The sequence below is a fragment of the Streptococcus constellatus genome (genome assembly GCF_902167705.1).
Lineage (GTDB): Bacteria > Bacillota > Bacilli > Lactobacillales > Streptococcaceae > Streptococcus > Streptococcus constellatus_A.
The window spans coordinates 100227-115365 of the sequence record NZ_CABHMZ010000007.1 but is presented as its reverse complement, the minus strand read 5'-3'; the positions used below and the strand labels follow the sequence as shown (position 1 = coordinate 115365).

At 39.7% G+C, this 15139-nt stretch carries 14 protein-coding genes; 3 read left to right on the top strand and 11 right to left on the bottom strand.

Annotation, left to right across the window (positions count from 1 at the left end):
• Nucleotides 1-27: 27 nt before the first annotated feature.
• Both pfkA and FQ204_RS02430 read right to left on the bottom strand, forming a co-directional pair.
• Complete coding sequence (pfkA, locus tag FQ204_RS02435) at nucleotides 28-1038, bottom strand: 6-phosphofructokinase (protein WP_144208174.1); 1011 nt, start codon at nucleotides 1036-1038, stop codon at nucleotides 28-30.
• 82 nt (nucleotides 1039-1120) lie between these two features.
• The gene (locus FQ204_RS02430; RefSeq protein ID WP_144208171.1) at nucleotides 1121-4222 is read right to left on the bottom strand and encodes a DNA polymerase III subunit alpha; all 3102 of its coding nucleotides are present in this window, start codon (nucleotides 4220-4222) and stop codon (nucleotides 1121-1123) included.
• A 158-nt stretch (nucleotides 4223-4380) separates the two neighbouring features.
• Here FQ204_RS02430 and FQ204_RS02425 point away from each other — a divergent pair, with 158 nt between their 5' ends.
• Genes FQ204_RS02425 through FQ204_RS02415 form a run of 3 tightly spaced genes read left to right on the top strand, consistent with a single transcriptional unit; the run spans nucleotide 4381 to nucleotide 6264 of the window.
• Nucleotides 4381-4746, top strand: a complete 366-nt coding sequence (locus FQ204_RS02425; RefSeq protein ID WP_144208168.1) for a GntR family transcriptional regulator — start codon at nucleotides 4381-4383, stop codon at nucleotides 4744-4746.
• A 3-nt stretch (nucleotides 4747-4749) separates the two neighbouring features.
• Nucleotides 4750-5445 carry an ABC transporter ATP-binding protein gene (locus tag FQ204_RS02420; protein WP_144208165.1) on the top strand — a complete coding sequence of 232 codons (696 nt, stop codon included), beginning with the start codon at nucleotides 4750-4752 and terminating at the stop codon, nucleotides 5443-5445.
• A gap of 21 nt (nucleotides 5446-5466) precedes the next feature.
• Nucleotides 5467-6264 carry an ABC transporter ATP-binding protein gene (locus FQ204_RS02415; RefSeq protein ID WP_144208162.1) on the top strand — a complete coding sequence of 266 codons (798 nt, stop codon included), beginning with the start codon at nucleotides 5467-5469 and terminating at the stop codon, nucleotides 6262-6264.
• A gap of 291 nt (nucleotides 6265-6555) precedes the next feature.
• On the opposite strand, the gene recJ is transcribed toward FQ204_RS02415, so the two are convergent.
• The 9 genes from recJ to miaA all read right to left on the bottom strand — a co-directional run bounded on the left by recJ (nucleotide 6556) and on the right by miaA (nucleotide 15118).
• A complete protein-coding gene (gene recJ / locus FQ204_RS02410) occupies nucleotides 6556-8790 on the bottom strand; it encodes a single-stranded-DNA-specific exonuclease RecJ (protein WP_144208159.1) in 2235 nt (744 codons plus the stop codon).
• 95 nt (nucleotides 8791-8885) lie between these two features.
• Entirely contained in the window at nucleotides 8886-9302 is a 417-nt protein-coding gene (locus FQ204_RS02405; protein ID WP_144208156.1) for a GNAT family N-acetyltransferase, read from the bottom strand.
• A complete protein-coding gene (locus FQ204_RS02400; protein WP_144208153.1) occupies nucleotides 9280-10023 on the bottom strand; it encodes a class I SAM-dependent methyltransferase in 744 nt (247 codons plus the stop codon). Before FQ204_RS02400 ends, FQ204_RS02405 begins: the two co-directional genes overlap by 23 nt.
• 8 nt (nucleotides 10024-10031) lie before the next feature.
• Complete coding sequence (locus tag FQ204_RS02395) at nucleotides 10032-10787, bottom strand: SDR family NAD(P)-dependent oxidoreductase (RefSeq protein ID WP_144208150.1); 756 nt, start codon at nucleotides 10785-10787, stop codon at nucleotides 10032-10034.
• Nucleotides 10788-10796: 9 nt separating this feature from the next.
• The gene (locus FQ204_RS02390; RefSeq protein WP_144208147.1) at nucleotides 10797-11405 is read right to left on the bottom strand and encodes a histidine phosphatase family protein; all 609 of its coding nucleotides are present in this window, start codon (nucleotides 11403-11405) and stop codon (nucleotides 10797-10799) included.
• 35 nt (nucleotides 11406-11440) lie between these two features.
• A complete protein-coding gene (gene rnz / locus FQ204_RS02385; protein ID WP_144208144.1) occupies nucleotides 11441-12370 on the bottom strand; it encodes a ribonuclease Z in 930 nt (309 codons plus the stop codon).
• A gap of 10 nt (nucleotides 12371-12380) precedes the next feature.
• Nucleotides 12381-13010 carry a cystathionine beta-lyase gene (locus tag FQ204_RS02380; RefSeq protein ID WP_144208141.1) on the bottom strand — a complete coding sequence of 210 codons (630 nt, stop codon included), beginning with the start codon at nucleotides 13008-13010 and terminating at the stop codon, nucleotides 12381-12383.
• Nucleotides 13003-14241 carry a GTPase HflX gene (gene hflX, locus FQ204_RS02375; RefSeq protein WP_144208138.1) on the bottom strand — a complete coding sequence of 413 codons (1239 nt, stop codon included), beginning with the start codon at nucleotides 14239-14241 and terminating at the stop codon, nucleotides 13003-13005. The genes FQ204_RS02380 and hflX overlap by 8 nt, the downstream gene beginning before the upstream one ends.
• Nucleotides 14234-15118 carry a tRNA (adenosine(37)-N6)-dimethylallyltransferase MiaA gene (gene miaA, locus FQ204_RS02370; protein WP_144208134.1) on the bottom strand — a complete coding sequence of 295 codons (885 nt, stop codon included), beginning with the start codon at nucleotides 15116-15118 and terminating at the stop codon, nucleotides 14234-14236. Before miaA ends, hflX begins: the two co-directional genes overlap by 8 nt.
• Nucleotides 15119-15139 lie beyond the last annotated feature (21 nt).

Sequence of the window (15139 nt, the reverse complement as noted above, 5' to 3'; positions counted from 1 at the left end):
CTTTATGACCAGAATAACAAATTAAAATTACATTGAAATGCTACGGTTTAATTTAGCAAGTTCAAGATCAGCTTTATGTGGATTATTGACAATAATCTTACCGTCTTCTGTTAAACTAAACAAAGCACCTTCTTCTGCTGTGCCAAGGATTGGATTTTCAACCATTTGTTCGTTGCGAATACCAACCGCAACACCACCAATGCCCTTTTTAAGAAGGCTAACAGCATGAGCACCCATACGTGAAGCAAGAACACGGTCACGTGCAGTTGGTGAACCACCACGTTGAATATGTCCAAGTTCGGTTACACGAAGGTCGCTCAAATCACCAGCTTCTTTCAATTTCTTGCCAAACTCATTCGCCGACATGACACCTTCTGCAAGAACGATAATGTTATGCTTCTTTCCTTCTTCATAGCCACGTTTGATACTAGCTACGATGTCTTCAATTTTGAAGTTTTCTTCGGGAACGATGATTTCATCGGCACCTGTAGCAATACCAGCGCAGAGAGCGATGTCTCCAGCATTGCGTCCCATTACTTCAACAACAAAAGTACGACGGTGACTAGATGATGTGTCACGAATCTTATCAATGGCATCCATTGCAGTTGTGACAGCTGTATCAAAGCCGATTGTGAAGTCTGTACCAACAATATCATTGTCAATTGTACCAGGAAGTCCGACAGCTGGGAAACCATGTTCTGTCAGGCGCATAGCACCATGGTAAGAGCCGTCTCCACCGATAACCACAACTCCTTCGATGCCATGTTTTTTAAGTTGCTCAATCCCTTTTAATTGTCCTTCTAATTGGGCAAATTCTGGATAACGAGCTGAGTGAAGGAAAGTACCACCACGTGAAATAATATCTCCAACTGATGCAGCATCAAGTGGATAGATCTCACCAGCAACCATACCGGCATAACCGTCATAGATACCGTAAACTTCCATTCCTTCTGAAATTGCTTTACGAACAACTGCACGGATAGCAGCATTCATACCAGGGGCATCACCACCACTAGTCAAAACAGCAATACGTTTCATTCGTTTGTGCTCCTTTTTCTTTTTACATTCACCCTTGATTATACCACAATCAAAACCAAAATTCTTCTTTTTTCCTAATTTTTTATTGATAAATCGTTTTCATGGTTATTTTTTTCAATTCTTCTTGTAATTTCTCTGATTTTTGAACACGATATTGCGTAATTGCTACCGTCTTTCTTTCATTTTCATATCGAACAACGACCGGAATATCTCCTCGGAATTGCTGTAAAATAGCGGATATTTCGGCATCACTCTCATGATTTTCTACTTGTATCCAAAAACGTTCGGTGATAGCTTCCTGCAAATGATTTAAAATCAGCTGCAAACGATCCTCGCGTTTTTGAACCCGACCAGTCAGATAATAAAAGCCTTTTTCGTGCAAACCTTTGCCGAACTGTTTAAAAGCATCTGGAAAGACTGTCACTTCTATTTTTCTTTTAGCATCACTTACTTGCAAGAATGCCATATTTTCACCCGTTTTGGTACGAATGACACGAATAGACAAAATCTCTACTAAAATCGTCGCATGATTGTTTTCAACCAAGTCTTGAATAGGGGTAAAGGCTTGAGTAGCAGCTTTTGCAAGTTTTACCAAGGGATGCTCGCTCAAACCGACGCCGATAATTTCTTTTTCTAACTCAAATTTTTCTGCTTCAGTATAATCCTCTGCTTCTGTCCAGCTATAATTTGTATTTGCAAAAAGGCTACCCAGCTCGTCCGCAAAGACAAATAAATTCGGAAGATTTTGCAGGATTTTTTGACGATTTTTTTCAAATACATCAAATAAACCAACTTGCACTAAAGGAGTTAGCATCTGAACCTTATGATATTGTGTTGGCAACTTCAAAACGAAGTCTTCTACATTTGTAAATGGGCGGTTTTCAATAATCCAATAAGCAAAATCTCGTGGTAAACCTTTGATATTTTTCAGCCCTAAATAAATCTGCTTGTCTTGAAATTTATCTCTATAAGGTATGTTATTGATATTTAAAGAAGCGACTTGGAAGTCGAATTCTAACGCATCTGTGATGTAGTCACTGCTTGAATAATTCAACATAATATCAAAGAAAATGTCAGGATAATGCGCCTTAAAGTAAGCCAACTGAAAAGCAAGCGCAGAGTAAGCATAGGCGTGGCTGCGGTTAAATCCGTAACCTGCAAACTTTTCCATAACTGCAAACACTTCTTTTGCTTTGGCTTCAGAATGTCCAAGTTCAAGCGCTCCCGTGACAAACTCTGCTTCCATTTTGTGCATTTCGGCAACATTTTTCTTCCCCATAGCACGACGTAAAATATCAGCCTTTCCCAGTGAAAATCCTCCAAATCGTTGCGCCACTTGCATTACTTGCTCTTGGTAAAGCATAATACCGTAAGTTGGCGCCAAAATGTCTTCCAAACTTGGATCCAGCATTTCTACCTTTTCTTGTCCGTGTTTTCTTTTTACAAAATTATCTATGTAGTCACTAGCTCCCGGACGATTGAGCGAGGTTGTTGCGACAACTTCTTCAAAGTGGATAGGTTGTACACGCTTCAAAAGGTTAATAGCACCTGCTTGCTCAAATTGAAAAATTCCTTTGGTTCTACCGGCAGAAAAGAGCTGCAAGGTTGCCGTGTCCTCTAAGTCAATCTTTGCAATGTCAATAGCAACACCGTATTTCTCTAAAGCTGCTTCTTTCATTCGTTGGACAAAAGTCAGATTGCGCAAGCCAAGGAAATCCATCTTGAGCAGACCATTACTCTCAACACCATGCGCATCGTATTGCGTGATGTACATATCTTCCCCATATTTAAGTGGAATGTGAACTGTCAAATCATTATCACTCATCACGACACCTGCCGCATGAATAGAGGTCTGACGAGGGTTCCCTTCGATTTTTTTCGCAATTTCAAAAGCTTTTTGATATTCCAGCTTACTGTTGATAATCTGACGAAATGACATATTTTTTTCATAAGCCGATGTCAGATTGTCTCGAAAACTAATTTTACGGGTAATATTGGTCAATTCATACTCTGGAACACCGTAGCGTTTAAAAACATCACGAATTGCTTGCTTTGCCCCAAAAGTTGAATAGGTCACAATTTGAGCAGCATGCATGGTTCCATAACGATCGCGGACATAGCGGATAAATTCTGGACGATAGACATCAGGAATATCAATGTCAATATCGGGCATAGTATAACGTTCTACATTTAAAAAACGCTCAAAAAGGAGGTTCTTTTCGACAGGATCGATCCCTGTAATCTCTAGCGCATAGGCAACCAGGCTTCCAACGGCAGAACCACGTCCCATGCCCATATAATAGCCCTGACTGCGACCAAAGCGCAACAAATCCCAGACAATCAAAAAGTAGTCGTCAAAGCCCATTTGGTGGATGACAGACAGCTCCTGCTGCAATCGTTCTTTATAAGCAGAAGTCACTAAACCTTTTTTCTCTAATCCTATTTCTGCCCGTTCTCGTAATTCTTCTACCGCTGATCGTTCTGGATTAAAGCGCGGTAATTTTAACTCTGTATTGATTTCATAATGAATGCCTGCAACTAGCTCCTTCAAATTATCCAGACTTTCTGGAAAATTTTCTTGAAAGGCTTGTGTGAATTGCTCAGGTGATAAGAGGTACTCGTGATTTGGCAAATTTCCAACTTCCCGCAAACTGCTATTTTCACGAATAGCACGCAACATTTGAAGTGTTTCCAAATCCCCTGTGTCAAAATAGCGAACTGTGTGCAAAGGCAAGGTTGCATGAGAAAACGCCTGCTTGGGAGTATTAGGAAATACGCCAATATAAAATTCTTGTCCCAAGTCCAAGTCTTCAATCCCCTCAAACACGGGTACAATAATCGCTATTCCTTCTATTGACTGCTGAAATTCTTCCCACTTGCTTTTTCCAATCATTTTTAAAGTAGAAAGTTTCATTAAATTGCGATATCCTTGACTATCAAGAGCTAGGAAACGGAGATTAAGAGGAAATCCAGCATAATCCAAGGTCATTTCTATACCTAAAAGCGGCTGAATACCTTGCTCAGTCGCAGTTTCCATGAAATGATAAGCTCCATAGAGATTGTCAATATCCATCATCCCTAGAGTTTGATATCCTAAAATTTTAGCTGTTTCTACATATTTCTTTATAGAAATCAAACTATCCATAAAAGTATAAACAGTTTTGGTATCTAGTTGAGCAACCACGGCATTCTCCTTTGATTCATCTCTTTTCTATTATACTAAATTTCTGTTTTGCTTGCTAAAGAAAAAAATTATTGAAATTTTTTTAAAAAAAGCTTGCATTTTTCAAAAAGATATTGTATTATTTAATTAGTACAAAAATACAACAGAAAGGAGAAATTATGAGTTGGACTTTTGATAACAATCTACCCATTTATCTACAGATTATGGATAAGATTAAATTGCAAATCATCTCTAATCAATTACAGGCTGGAGAAAAATTACCTGCCGTTAGAGAATTGGCTGCTGAAGCGGGGGTCAATCCAAATACAATCCAACGGGCTTTATCTGACTTGGAACATGAAGGATTTGTCTACTCTCAACGCACAGCCGGACGCTTTGTTACAGATAATCATGATTTGATTTTAAAATCAAGACAAAAGCTTTCTGAAGAGGAAGTAAGAAACTTTGTGGAACATATGACTCGCTTCGGCTATCACAAAGAAGAATTACCAACTATTGTTGCAGATTATATAAAAGGAGTTTAGGAAATGGTATTACTTGCATTTAAAAATGTCTCAAAATCATACGGCAGCACACCTGCTTTAGAGCACATCAATTTTGAAATTGAAGCTGGAAAAATTATCGGATTGCTTGGTCCAAATGGCTCTGGAAAAACAACCCTGATTAAACTTATCAACGGTTTGCTCCAGCCAAATGATGGAAAAATCCTCATCAATGGACTTCAACCGTCTTCAGAAACCAAGAAAATCGTATCTTATTTGCCAGATACGACCTACCTGAATGAAAATATGAAAGTCAAAGATGCTTTGCAGTATTTTCAATCTTTCTATGCAGACTTTGAGATAGAGCGTGCACAGGCACTCTTGCAAGATCTTCATATTGACGAAAATCTGGCATTCAAAAAATTATCCAAAGGAAATAAAGAAAAAGTTCAGTTGATTTTGGTCATGAGCCGTCAAGCCAAACTTTATGTTCTGGATGAGCCAATTGGAGGGGTTGATCCAGCAGCGCGGGACTACATTTTAAAGACGATTATCAACAATTACTCACCTAGCGCTTCCGTTCTCATTTCAACGCATTTGATTTCAGATATTGAACCAATCCTAGATGAAATCATCTTTATTGATAACGGTAAGATTGTTCGACAAGGTAATGTAGATGATATTCGCTATGAGTCTGGTGAATCCATTGACCAGCTCTTCCGCCAAGAATTTAAAGCTTAAGCTAAAAGAAGGAGATTAACTATGTTTTGGAATTTATTAAAATACGAATTTAAAAATGTGAACAAGTGGTATTTAGGTTTATACGGAATCGTGCTATTTTTATCCGTTAGTATCGGGCTTTGGCTTGGACAGTTGGCAAATGGAAGGAATCTTCTCGATCGACTGCAGTCTTCAACGAGCGAAGCAAGCAGTGCAATGAATACTATATTTAGCTTTACAATGTTAGTGTTCTCAAGCCTCCTTGTAGCACTTGCCATTTCAACACTCTTTCTGATTATTCGTCGTTTTAAAAATAGTGTTTATGAAAGAGAAGGATATCTAACGCTCACTTTACCAGTTAACGAACATCAAATTATCCTCTCAAAATTACTCGGTGCTGTTATATGGACGATTCTTAGCACACTTGCACTGTTTCTTAGCTTTGGAATCATTGTTCTTATCGTAGGGGTAGCTTCTCATACACAATTTGAAATGGGAACAGTTCTACAATTATTCGGCAAGCACTTTTGGGAAATTACTAGTGAATTATTGAAATCATTTGGATACTATCTTGTAGCTCTTATTCCAAATATCCTATTGATTTATCTTTCTATCTCTATTGGTCAACTCTTCCAAGACCACCGCGCCGCTATAGCCTTTCTAGCTTATTTTGGAATTCAATTTGCTCTGATTATCGCTGCTAATCTATACGTTTCAGCCTTCCCATCACTTTCAACTTCTTTAGGTAGTTTGAGCGGAGTCATAACCTCTCTTCTTTTAGGGCTTATCTACTATGCCGGAACGTATTATATCCTCAAAAATAAAGTGAATTTGCAGTAGGTAACACAATCTGATAACCATACTTACATAAAAAGAAAGAGCTGGGCAAAAAGTGTCCCAGCTTCTATCAGATTTAGTAATAAACGAATAACGCAGTAGGTGATTGGACTCTTCATTCGCTTTTCAAGCTCGGAAGAGCACCTAATCACCCTTGCGGGGGTGGGACTACGAACTAAAAATTTTCGATTTTTAGTTCTGTCCCACTCCCTTTTCATTCTTCAATAAATTTTAGTCCGGCTCATAGCTTGACTACAAAAACTAACTCCTCAAAGCAGATAGTTCATCTGAAATTTAGTTTGAAAATTCATCTTTTTCTATCAGATAATCATAAATTTCCTGCACTGTTCCTAGAGCCATAAGCTCCTGCTCCTTGACTGTTTTCTTGAGTTCTTGATAAATATGGCTGTTTTCAATAGCCTTTTTTGCTGCTTTTTTGTTTACCTGCATCACTCCATCTTGAATCGTAACAAAGTCCAACTCTTCAAATATCTGAATCATCTTGATGAGTAAGATGGAGTCAATCTTGAGATAAGCAGCTAGTTCTTTGAGTTTATAACGGATGTCAAATTCTGGAAACTGATAAATCGTTTTATAGAGTTTAGCAAATTGGTCTCTCGTTCCGAAACCTGTCAGATAATAGGGCTGAGTAATCTCATTTTTAAAGTAAATTGCTTCAAAATGTCCTTGCTGAATGATTGCTTTGAGCTGATTTAGGTGCTCAGGTAAGTCATACACCACAACTGCTCTGCTCTTTTCCAAATTAGGCATTTCTTCTGAAAAACGCAGGACGGGCACATTTTCAGGCAAAGGAGCATTTTTACCTCGGATATTAAAAAGCTGAATCCCATTGACCCTAGCATCCACTAGCATAAGCTGGAGACTGGTTTGACCATTCCATTTGTTGACTGACAGAGTAACTGCCAACTCTAAGTTGTTAGTTTGGGAAAATTCTGTCGCAAGATTACCTAGACCAAAAGCTACGACTTCAAAAGTTGCGTCAGCCTGAGAAATTTTCAGCTTAAGGTGAGTATCCCCCGCCCCCATGGTGCGAGCATTTTCAACCTTAAAATCTTTCAAATAAAAAATAGGCTTTTTATTGTCCATGCCAAAGGGAGCTAATTTTTCAAAGTTTTTGAGGGTCTCTAGTGTCAAATCTGGCAAAGACAATTCTTCATCCAAAAAGAGCTCATTCTTAGTGGATAAATCTACTTGATTATCTTCAATATAAGCTGCCAAAACCTGACTGAGAACTTCTAACTTGCTGACCTCAAGAGTCATACCCGCTGCCCCTGCGTGTCCGCCAAAAGCCACAAATAAATCTCGATGAGAGTCTAAGGCTTCAAAAATATCGACTGCTTCAATGCTGCGAGCGCTGCCTTTTGCCAAATCATTTTCAATATTCAGGACAATGACTGGCTGATGCAATTCTTCTAAAAGTCGACCTGCCACAATTCCCAAAACACCTGGATTCCAATCTTTGCCAGCTAGAACCTGAATAGGTTTATTGAGATCAATCATGGTTTTTGCTTCATCATAGATCTTCTGAACAATCTCTTTGCGCTCTTCATTTTTCTGGTTGATCATCAGGGCAATGTCACGCGCTTCTTCCTCATCAAAGCCCGTCAGAAGTTCAATAGCAGGATTTGGATCATCAAGTCGACCTAGAGCATTGAGTCTAGGGGCTATCTGAAAACCAACCGTTTCTTCATCCACTTCGTTTTCCTGAATACCTGCAATCTTAAAAAGCTCCTGCAAGCCAACCCGCTGCGTATTTTTTAAAATGGATAAGCCATATTTGACCAGAATACGATTTTCATCCGTTAGGCTGACCATATCTGCGATAGTTCCAATAGCGACTAGATCCAGCAATTCTACTTGTACTTCCTCTAAAAGAGCAGTCGCTAGCTTAAAAGCTACACCGCAGCCAGCTAAATGCTTAAAAGGATAATCAGCTTCCGAATGTTCTGGGTGAATAATTGCATAAGCGTCGGGAAGTACCTCTGGCATAGAATGGTGATCCGTCACAATGACATCCACTCCCATAGACTGAGCTAGTTCGATTGCTTCATGCCCTGCAACGCCATTATCCACCGTGACGATGAGTGAAATTCCTTGATTTTCAATAAAATACTTGTAAACACTCGCGTTAGGACCATAACCATCTGTAAATCGATTGGGCAAATAGACCTGACACTCTGCTCCAAGTTGTTCTAACGCTTCTTTAACAATGGAAGCTGAAGTCATGCCATCCGCATCATAATCTCCATAAATTAAGATCTGCTCATAGTTTTCAATTGCTTGACGAATGCGCATCACTGCCTTTTCCATATCATGCAGTTCATAAGGATCATGCAGTTGGTCCAAACTAGGCTCTAGAAAATCTCGCAACGCTTCTTCTGTCTGGATTCCCCTCTGGTAAACCAAATTAGCTACCGAAGCCTCCAAGCCAAGTTTTTTAGCTTTTTTAATAAAGTCCTCATCTGAAAAATTTGTGGCAATCTGCCAATCATATTTTGATGTAATCATGCTTTTATCTTTCTGTTACAATATAAAGTCTATTATAACATGAAAAGACTAGCTTTCACTAGCCTAAACCTTCAATTTTACACACAAGCATTTATCTAATAGCTTTTACCACTATAAATCAAACCCGTGCAATTCAAATTCGACAGTTCTCGAAATCCTAAAGAGCGATAAAAGGCTAAATTTTTATCTGACTGCTCTGTTACTAGCTGAATCTGATAAACATCTGCAAATGTCTCCAGCGTTTGTCGAACCAATTCGCGACCGATACCTTGACGTTGATAAGACGGGAAAACTAACAAGTCCTGAATGAAAACACTAGAAAATCCGTCTCCGACTGCTCGAAGGAGACCAACTAGCTGTTCCTCATCATAGGCCGATACCGTAAACAGTGAGTGCTGAAATGCTTGCTCTAACATATCTGACCGTTCTGTATAGTTGGTCCAGCTAACAGATTGGTAAAGCGGAAGCAAGTCTTCAATAGCAATTTGTCTATTTGCAAAGTAACGAATCATTCTTGTCTCCTTTTTGCAACCAGATATGCTGAAAAGCCGCAATGTCCCGATAAGGAGACTGTTGGCAAACCGAAAGCTCTATCTCCAGCATCTTTTCTCGCCAAGCCGCTGCCGTCTTTACTGCATTGTCTTGCAGACCATAGAAAATTCGGATTCCTTGATAGTCTTGAACAGTCAGTTCAGTGTCAGCCTTTTGTAATACGTCTGTTATTTCATAACAGGTCGCTTGTCCCATTGAATGCGATTGATAGGACTTACCTGATAAGAAATCCAATGCTAAATTTGTATCATTTGCAAACACAACCGTCTGCATAATCCGCCCCACTTCATTGTGCTTGACGAGAGAAATCTGTCCGCCTTTTTTCAGCAATCTGCTAAATTCAGCTAGGTAAAGAGCTGGCTCATCCACATACTCCAGAACATTGTGGCAAACGATAAGGTCAAAACGAGCATGCGGAATATCTTTCAACATTTCCAGACTGCCTTGTAGTTGATGATAATGAAAATTCTGCTTTCGCTCTGCAATCATCTCGTCATTTGGCTCTATGGCTGTCACCTGATTGTTTTGTGCTAAAAAATCCGCTACCAGACCAAAACCACTACCGAAATCTAGTACTTCCTTATTTTTTATATGAGCTAGCTGAGCAAAAAGAATATCATAATAAAGTTTGCCCCAAGGTTGTTCAAGCTGTTCTTTATAGATTTGTAGATTTGCTGCCATGATTCTCCTTACTTATAATTAAACATTTTACTAGCTAGTTTATCACCAATGTTTGGAAAAAGCGTATAAAGTTTGTGGGCTGCTTTCAGAGCGAAGGGCATCGTCAGCTCCCGCTTCTTTTTTCCAAAATTGTCCACAATTTGCTTAGCAACGACATCCGCTTCTAAAATATACTTATCAACTGCCTTAACATAACTGCCGCCAGGGTCAGCTTTGTCGAAGAAAGCTGTCTTAATCGGACCCGGATTAACCGTGGTCACATAGACATTGTAAGTCATGAGCTCTAAGCGCAGGGCGTTGGAGAAACCAATCCCAGCAAACTTGGTAGCTGAGTAAAGACTGGATTTGGCGCTGGCAATCAGCCCAGCTGTGCTAACAAGATTGACAATATGCCCATGACCCGCTTGCTTCATCTGCTCTCCGAAAAGACGAGACAGATTCATAAGAGCAAATGTGTTGACTTCAAACATGGCATGAATATCCTCGTTACTAATCTTGTCAAATTCCTCAAAAATACCGTAACCGGCATTGTTGACTAAAACATCCACCTGAGTATATTTCCTATAAATTTCTTCAGTAAAAGTTTCTAAAGCTTTGTAATCTGTAATATCCAACTCAACTAACTCGCAATGTGCATGATTTGAATAAAGTTTTGTTAATTTTTCTTGACTGCGTCCCACTAAAATCAGCTGGTCATTTGGCAACAACTTCACCATTTCCTGAGCCACACCGCCACTAGCCCCTGTAATAACGATTGTTCGCATGTGTTCTCCTTATTTTTCTTCTAAAAAATCCGTTTGGTTTTCAACCTCAAAAACAAGCGTTTTTGTATTCAATAGACTGATGCTGCAATGTTTGACGTGGAATAGGTTGCTTTTATTCGTCCACTCTATCTGGTTCACCAAATGATAGATAATGTTGATTACTCCACCATGTGTGACCACAATTTGTGTCTCATCTGAATCGTCATTTTCCTGCAAGAAACGTTGAAACCAAGTTTTTATCCGTTGATAAAATTCTCTCGGACTTTCTCCATTTGGATAATGTTCGTCCATTGCGAGACTTCTAAAATAGAGATGAGGAAATTTTTGATCAGCTTCGCTATTTAACATTCCTGCTAAATCACCATTATTCGTTTCTCGTAAGGCACTTTCTTTCTCCAATGGCAGTTGAAGTGTCTCTGCTAAAATTGTTGCAGTTGTTTCGGCTCTTTTTAAATCACTCGTAATCATTTTCGTAAAATGATAGTCTTCTTTGTATCGGACTAAGTAATCTGCTAACGTTTTTGCTTCCCTTTTCCCTTCAGGAAGCAGATCGAGCTGACTCCAGCCACCTCTATGTTGATCAGAATCTTTCCCATGTCTGACAAATAATATGTTCATGAATTTCTTTCCTCTAGATAATTCTCGCTAAAATTTTATAGCTCAATTTCTTCTAAATCTTTGACCAAATGGACATTTTTAAAAATTGAGCCGGCATCTCTACGCATTTGACTAATATCTTTTGACAGAAAGCGTGCACTAATATGATTGAGAAGAAGACACTTGACACCAGCCTCTCTAGCTACTTCTGCAGCCTGCATATTAGTGGAGTGTCCGTGATTTTTAGCAATTTTTTCGTCCCCTTTACCATAAGTAGACTCGTGCACCAAAACATCTGCATTGACAGCAAGTCGCACACTGGCATGCGTTTTACGCGTATCCCCCAAAATAGTGATAATCTTGCCAGGTCGTGGAGCTGAAATGTAATCCGCTGCTATAATCTTCGTCCCGTCTTCTAGCACTACATCTTCCCCATTTTTCACCTTACCAAAGAGAGGCCCAAAAGGAAGACCAGCAGCTTTCAATTTCTCAGCATCTAACGTTCCTTCTAAGTCTTTCTGCATAATGCGATAACCCACACAAAAAATGCTGTGATCTAGCTTCTCGGCATAAACTGTAAATTTGTCAGTTTCCAAAATTTTCCCTAAACTTTTTTCGTCAAACTCATGAAAATGAATCCGATAAGGCAGGCGAGACCCCGACACACGCAGACTTGTCATGACAAAACTTTTGATGCCAACTGGTCCATAGATTTCAATATCAGTTTGCTCTTCATTGGCTTGAAATGCTCGACTGGAGAGAAAACCCGGCAGACCAAAAATATGATCCCCATGCAAATGAGTGATAAAAATCTTTCTAATCTTTCTGGGACGAATCGTCGTTTCTAAAATACGATTCTGGGTTCCTTCACCGCAATCAAACATCCAGATTTCGTTGATTTCATCCAATAGTTTCAAAACCAGACTGGAAACGTTGCGAGCCTTAGAAGGCTGACCAGCTCCTGTACCTAAAAATTGTAGTTGCATGTTTTTCTTTCTATTTTTCCTTAATATAAATCATAGCAGAGCGATTCTGCGAACGATAGTAAAACTGACCAGAATAGGCTTGAGCCAACTGAATCAGCTCTTCTTGATTGTATCCTTCCAGTTTTAGGCGACCATCTGCTAACTCATACAGATCTGTCAGAGTGGAGAGCGGCTGCTTTTGCACCACTTCTTCATGAGTAGCTGGCATCATCCGAATGACATTTTCCTCTTCATAAACCAGATAGTGAGGGAAAATCTGAGCAATTTCAAAAAGCAAATTGGGCTCAATTTTCTCTGGACGTTCTGGGAAAATCAAGCCAGTTTCGTCTTCATTTTCAAAGCAGAAACCATAAGACTTACCTGAAAGATTCAGGCGAATAAAAGGCTTCTCCTCCTCAAAACTAGGGTGGTCGTTAAAAAGAGCCAATTCTTTACTTAGTTCTAGAAAATAAGTTGTTGCAGCTTCCGGACTCTTTTTTTGATAAAGTTCCGAAAAATACGCATTGATAACACTTGGTGGTGGTGTGATAAAGGTCAACTTTTGCGAATCGGACAGCTTGTCCAGAACCTTTTCTAGATAAATACGGTCTAAGCTCGTAAAACCACCATATTTAAGCGCTAAATTGATATAATCAGTCATAAAATTCTTCTAGTCTCCATTTATTCTTTTCTGCTATATAGCCAGAAACTGTTTCACTTTCTTCCAGATACTCCCTCATATCAATAATCGCCAGACTTTCTAATTCATGTAACTTATAAGCCTTGCTAGGACTAACCTTGATACGAAAAGGGACAAAGAGTTCTCTCATCTTATTCAACAGGGCCTCCTGCAAGACTGCTCTGCTATTTTCCTTTTTCGCCGAAATCAGGACATAGGGAGTTAAAGTTGGAGTAAAGTTCTCTGCTTTGTCTGCTTTATTATAGAGGGTCAAGCGAGGAATGTCCAACATATCCAAATCCTTCATAATAGCCAAGACTGTTTTTTCATGTTCCTCGTGGTTAGGGTCGCTGGCGTCAATCACATGAACCAAAAGGTCCACATTTTTGCTCTCTTCCAAAGTGGACTTGAAGCTAGATATCAACTCCGTCGGCAAATCCTGAATAAAACCGACCGTATCCGTCAGTGTCACATTCAGCCTACCTGTCAAATTGACGCTTTTTGTTGTCGCATCTAAAGTGGCAAAAAGTTCGTCCGCCTCATATTGGCTCTTGTTGGTCAAGGCATTCATAATGGTAGACTTTCCAGCATTAGTATAACCAATCAGACCGATTTTAAAAACACTAGAATCCAAACGTTTTTCCCGTACAGTTGCGCGGTTTTTCTCTACAATTTTGAGTTGGCGCTCAATATCGTGGATCTGATTGCGAACACTACGACGATTGAGTTCCAACTGGCTTTCACCAGGACCGCGGGAACCAATTCCCCCAGCCTGACGACTGAGCATAATTCCCTGTCCAACCAGTCGTGGCAGTAAATACTTGAGCTGAGCCAAATGAACTTGAAGTTTTCCCTCATGACTCCTAGCCCGCATAGCAAAAATATCCAAAATTAACTGCATGCGGTCAATAACCTTAACCCCTAGAATTTCTTCCAAATTGATATTCTGGCGAGGTGTCAGACGATTGTTGACAATGACGGTAGAAATCTCATCTACTTCTACCATATGCTTGATTTCTTCTAATTTTCCAGCGCCAACAAAAGTCTTGCTGTCATACTTCTCTCGTTTCTGGGTGTAAGAGGAAACCACCTGAGCGCCAGCAGTCCTGGCTAAACTGGCTAATTCTTCCATAGACATAGGGAAGTTTTCTATTCCCTGCAACTCTACTCCGATGAGGATCACTCGTTCCTGCTGTTTTTCTGTTTCAATCATTCAAAAATTCCTCTATATCCTGCATAATCCGCTCTTTGACATTCGGATCTGAGACCTGATAAAAAGTAGCATTCATGCGATTTCTAAACCAGGTTAGCTGCCGTTTGGCAAAGCGACGAGTATTTTGTTTGAGTTTATTGATAGCTTCCTCCAAGGTCAACTCTTCAGCAAAGTAGGGGAAAAATTCCTTGTAGCCAATTCCCTTGCTGGCTTGGACATGTGGATAGTTATCATAAAGCCACTTCGCCTCTTCTAAAAGTCCAGCCTTCAGCATTAGATCCACTCGTTGATTGATACGCTCATAGAGAACTTCTCGGTCATCGTCCAGACAAATCAGCATTGCTTCATAGTCAGGCTGTTTGTTTTCAAGATCATTCCCAAAATGAGCAATTTCCAGCGATCGCATAGCTCTCCTACGATTAATCTGAGGAATTTCCAATCCCAACTCTGCTATTTTGCTAAATAGTTCCTCATCAGTCAAAGTATCTAGCTCTAATCGATAAGCCAAAATCTCCTCATGGGGAACTTGACCTCCTAGATGATAGCCCTCCAGCAAACTTTGAATATAAAGCCCTGTTCCGCCTGCAATAATCGGTAATTTCCCCTTTGCTACAATCATCTCAACAGCAGCCTCGGCCTCCTTTACAAAATCAAAAGCCGAATAAGACTCGGTCACTTCCCGTACATCTAGCAAATGGTGGGGAATCCCATCTTGCTCCTTTGGAGTAATCTTAGCGGTTCCAATATCCAACTTTTTGTACACTTGCTGACTATCACCGCTAATAATCTCACCATTAAAACGTTTTGCAATTTCTATACTGAGAGCTGTCTTTCCTACTGCTGTAGGTCCTACAATCACAATTATCTTCGTTTTCATCTTTTCCCTTGAAAAAAATTT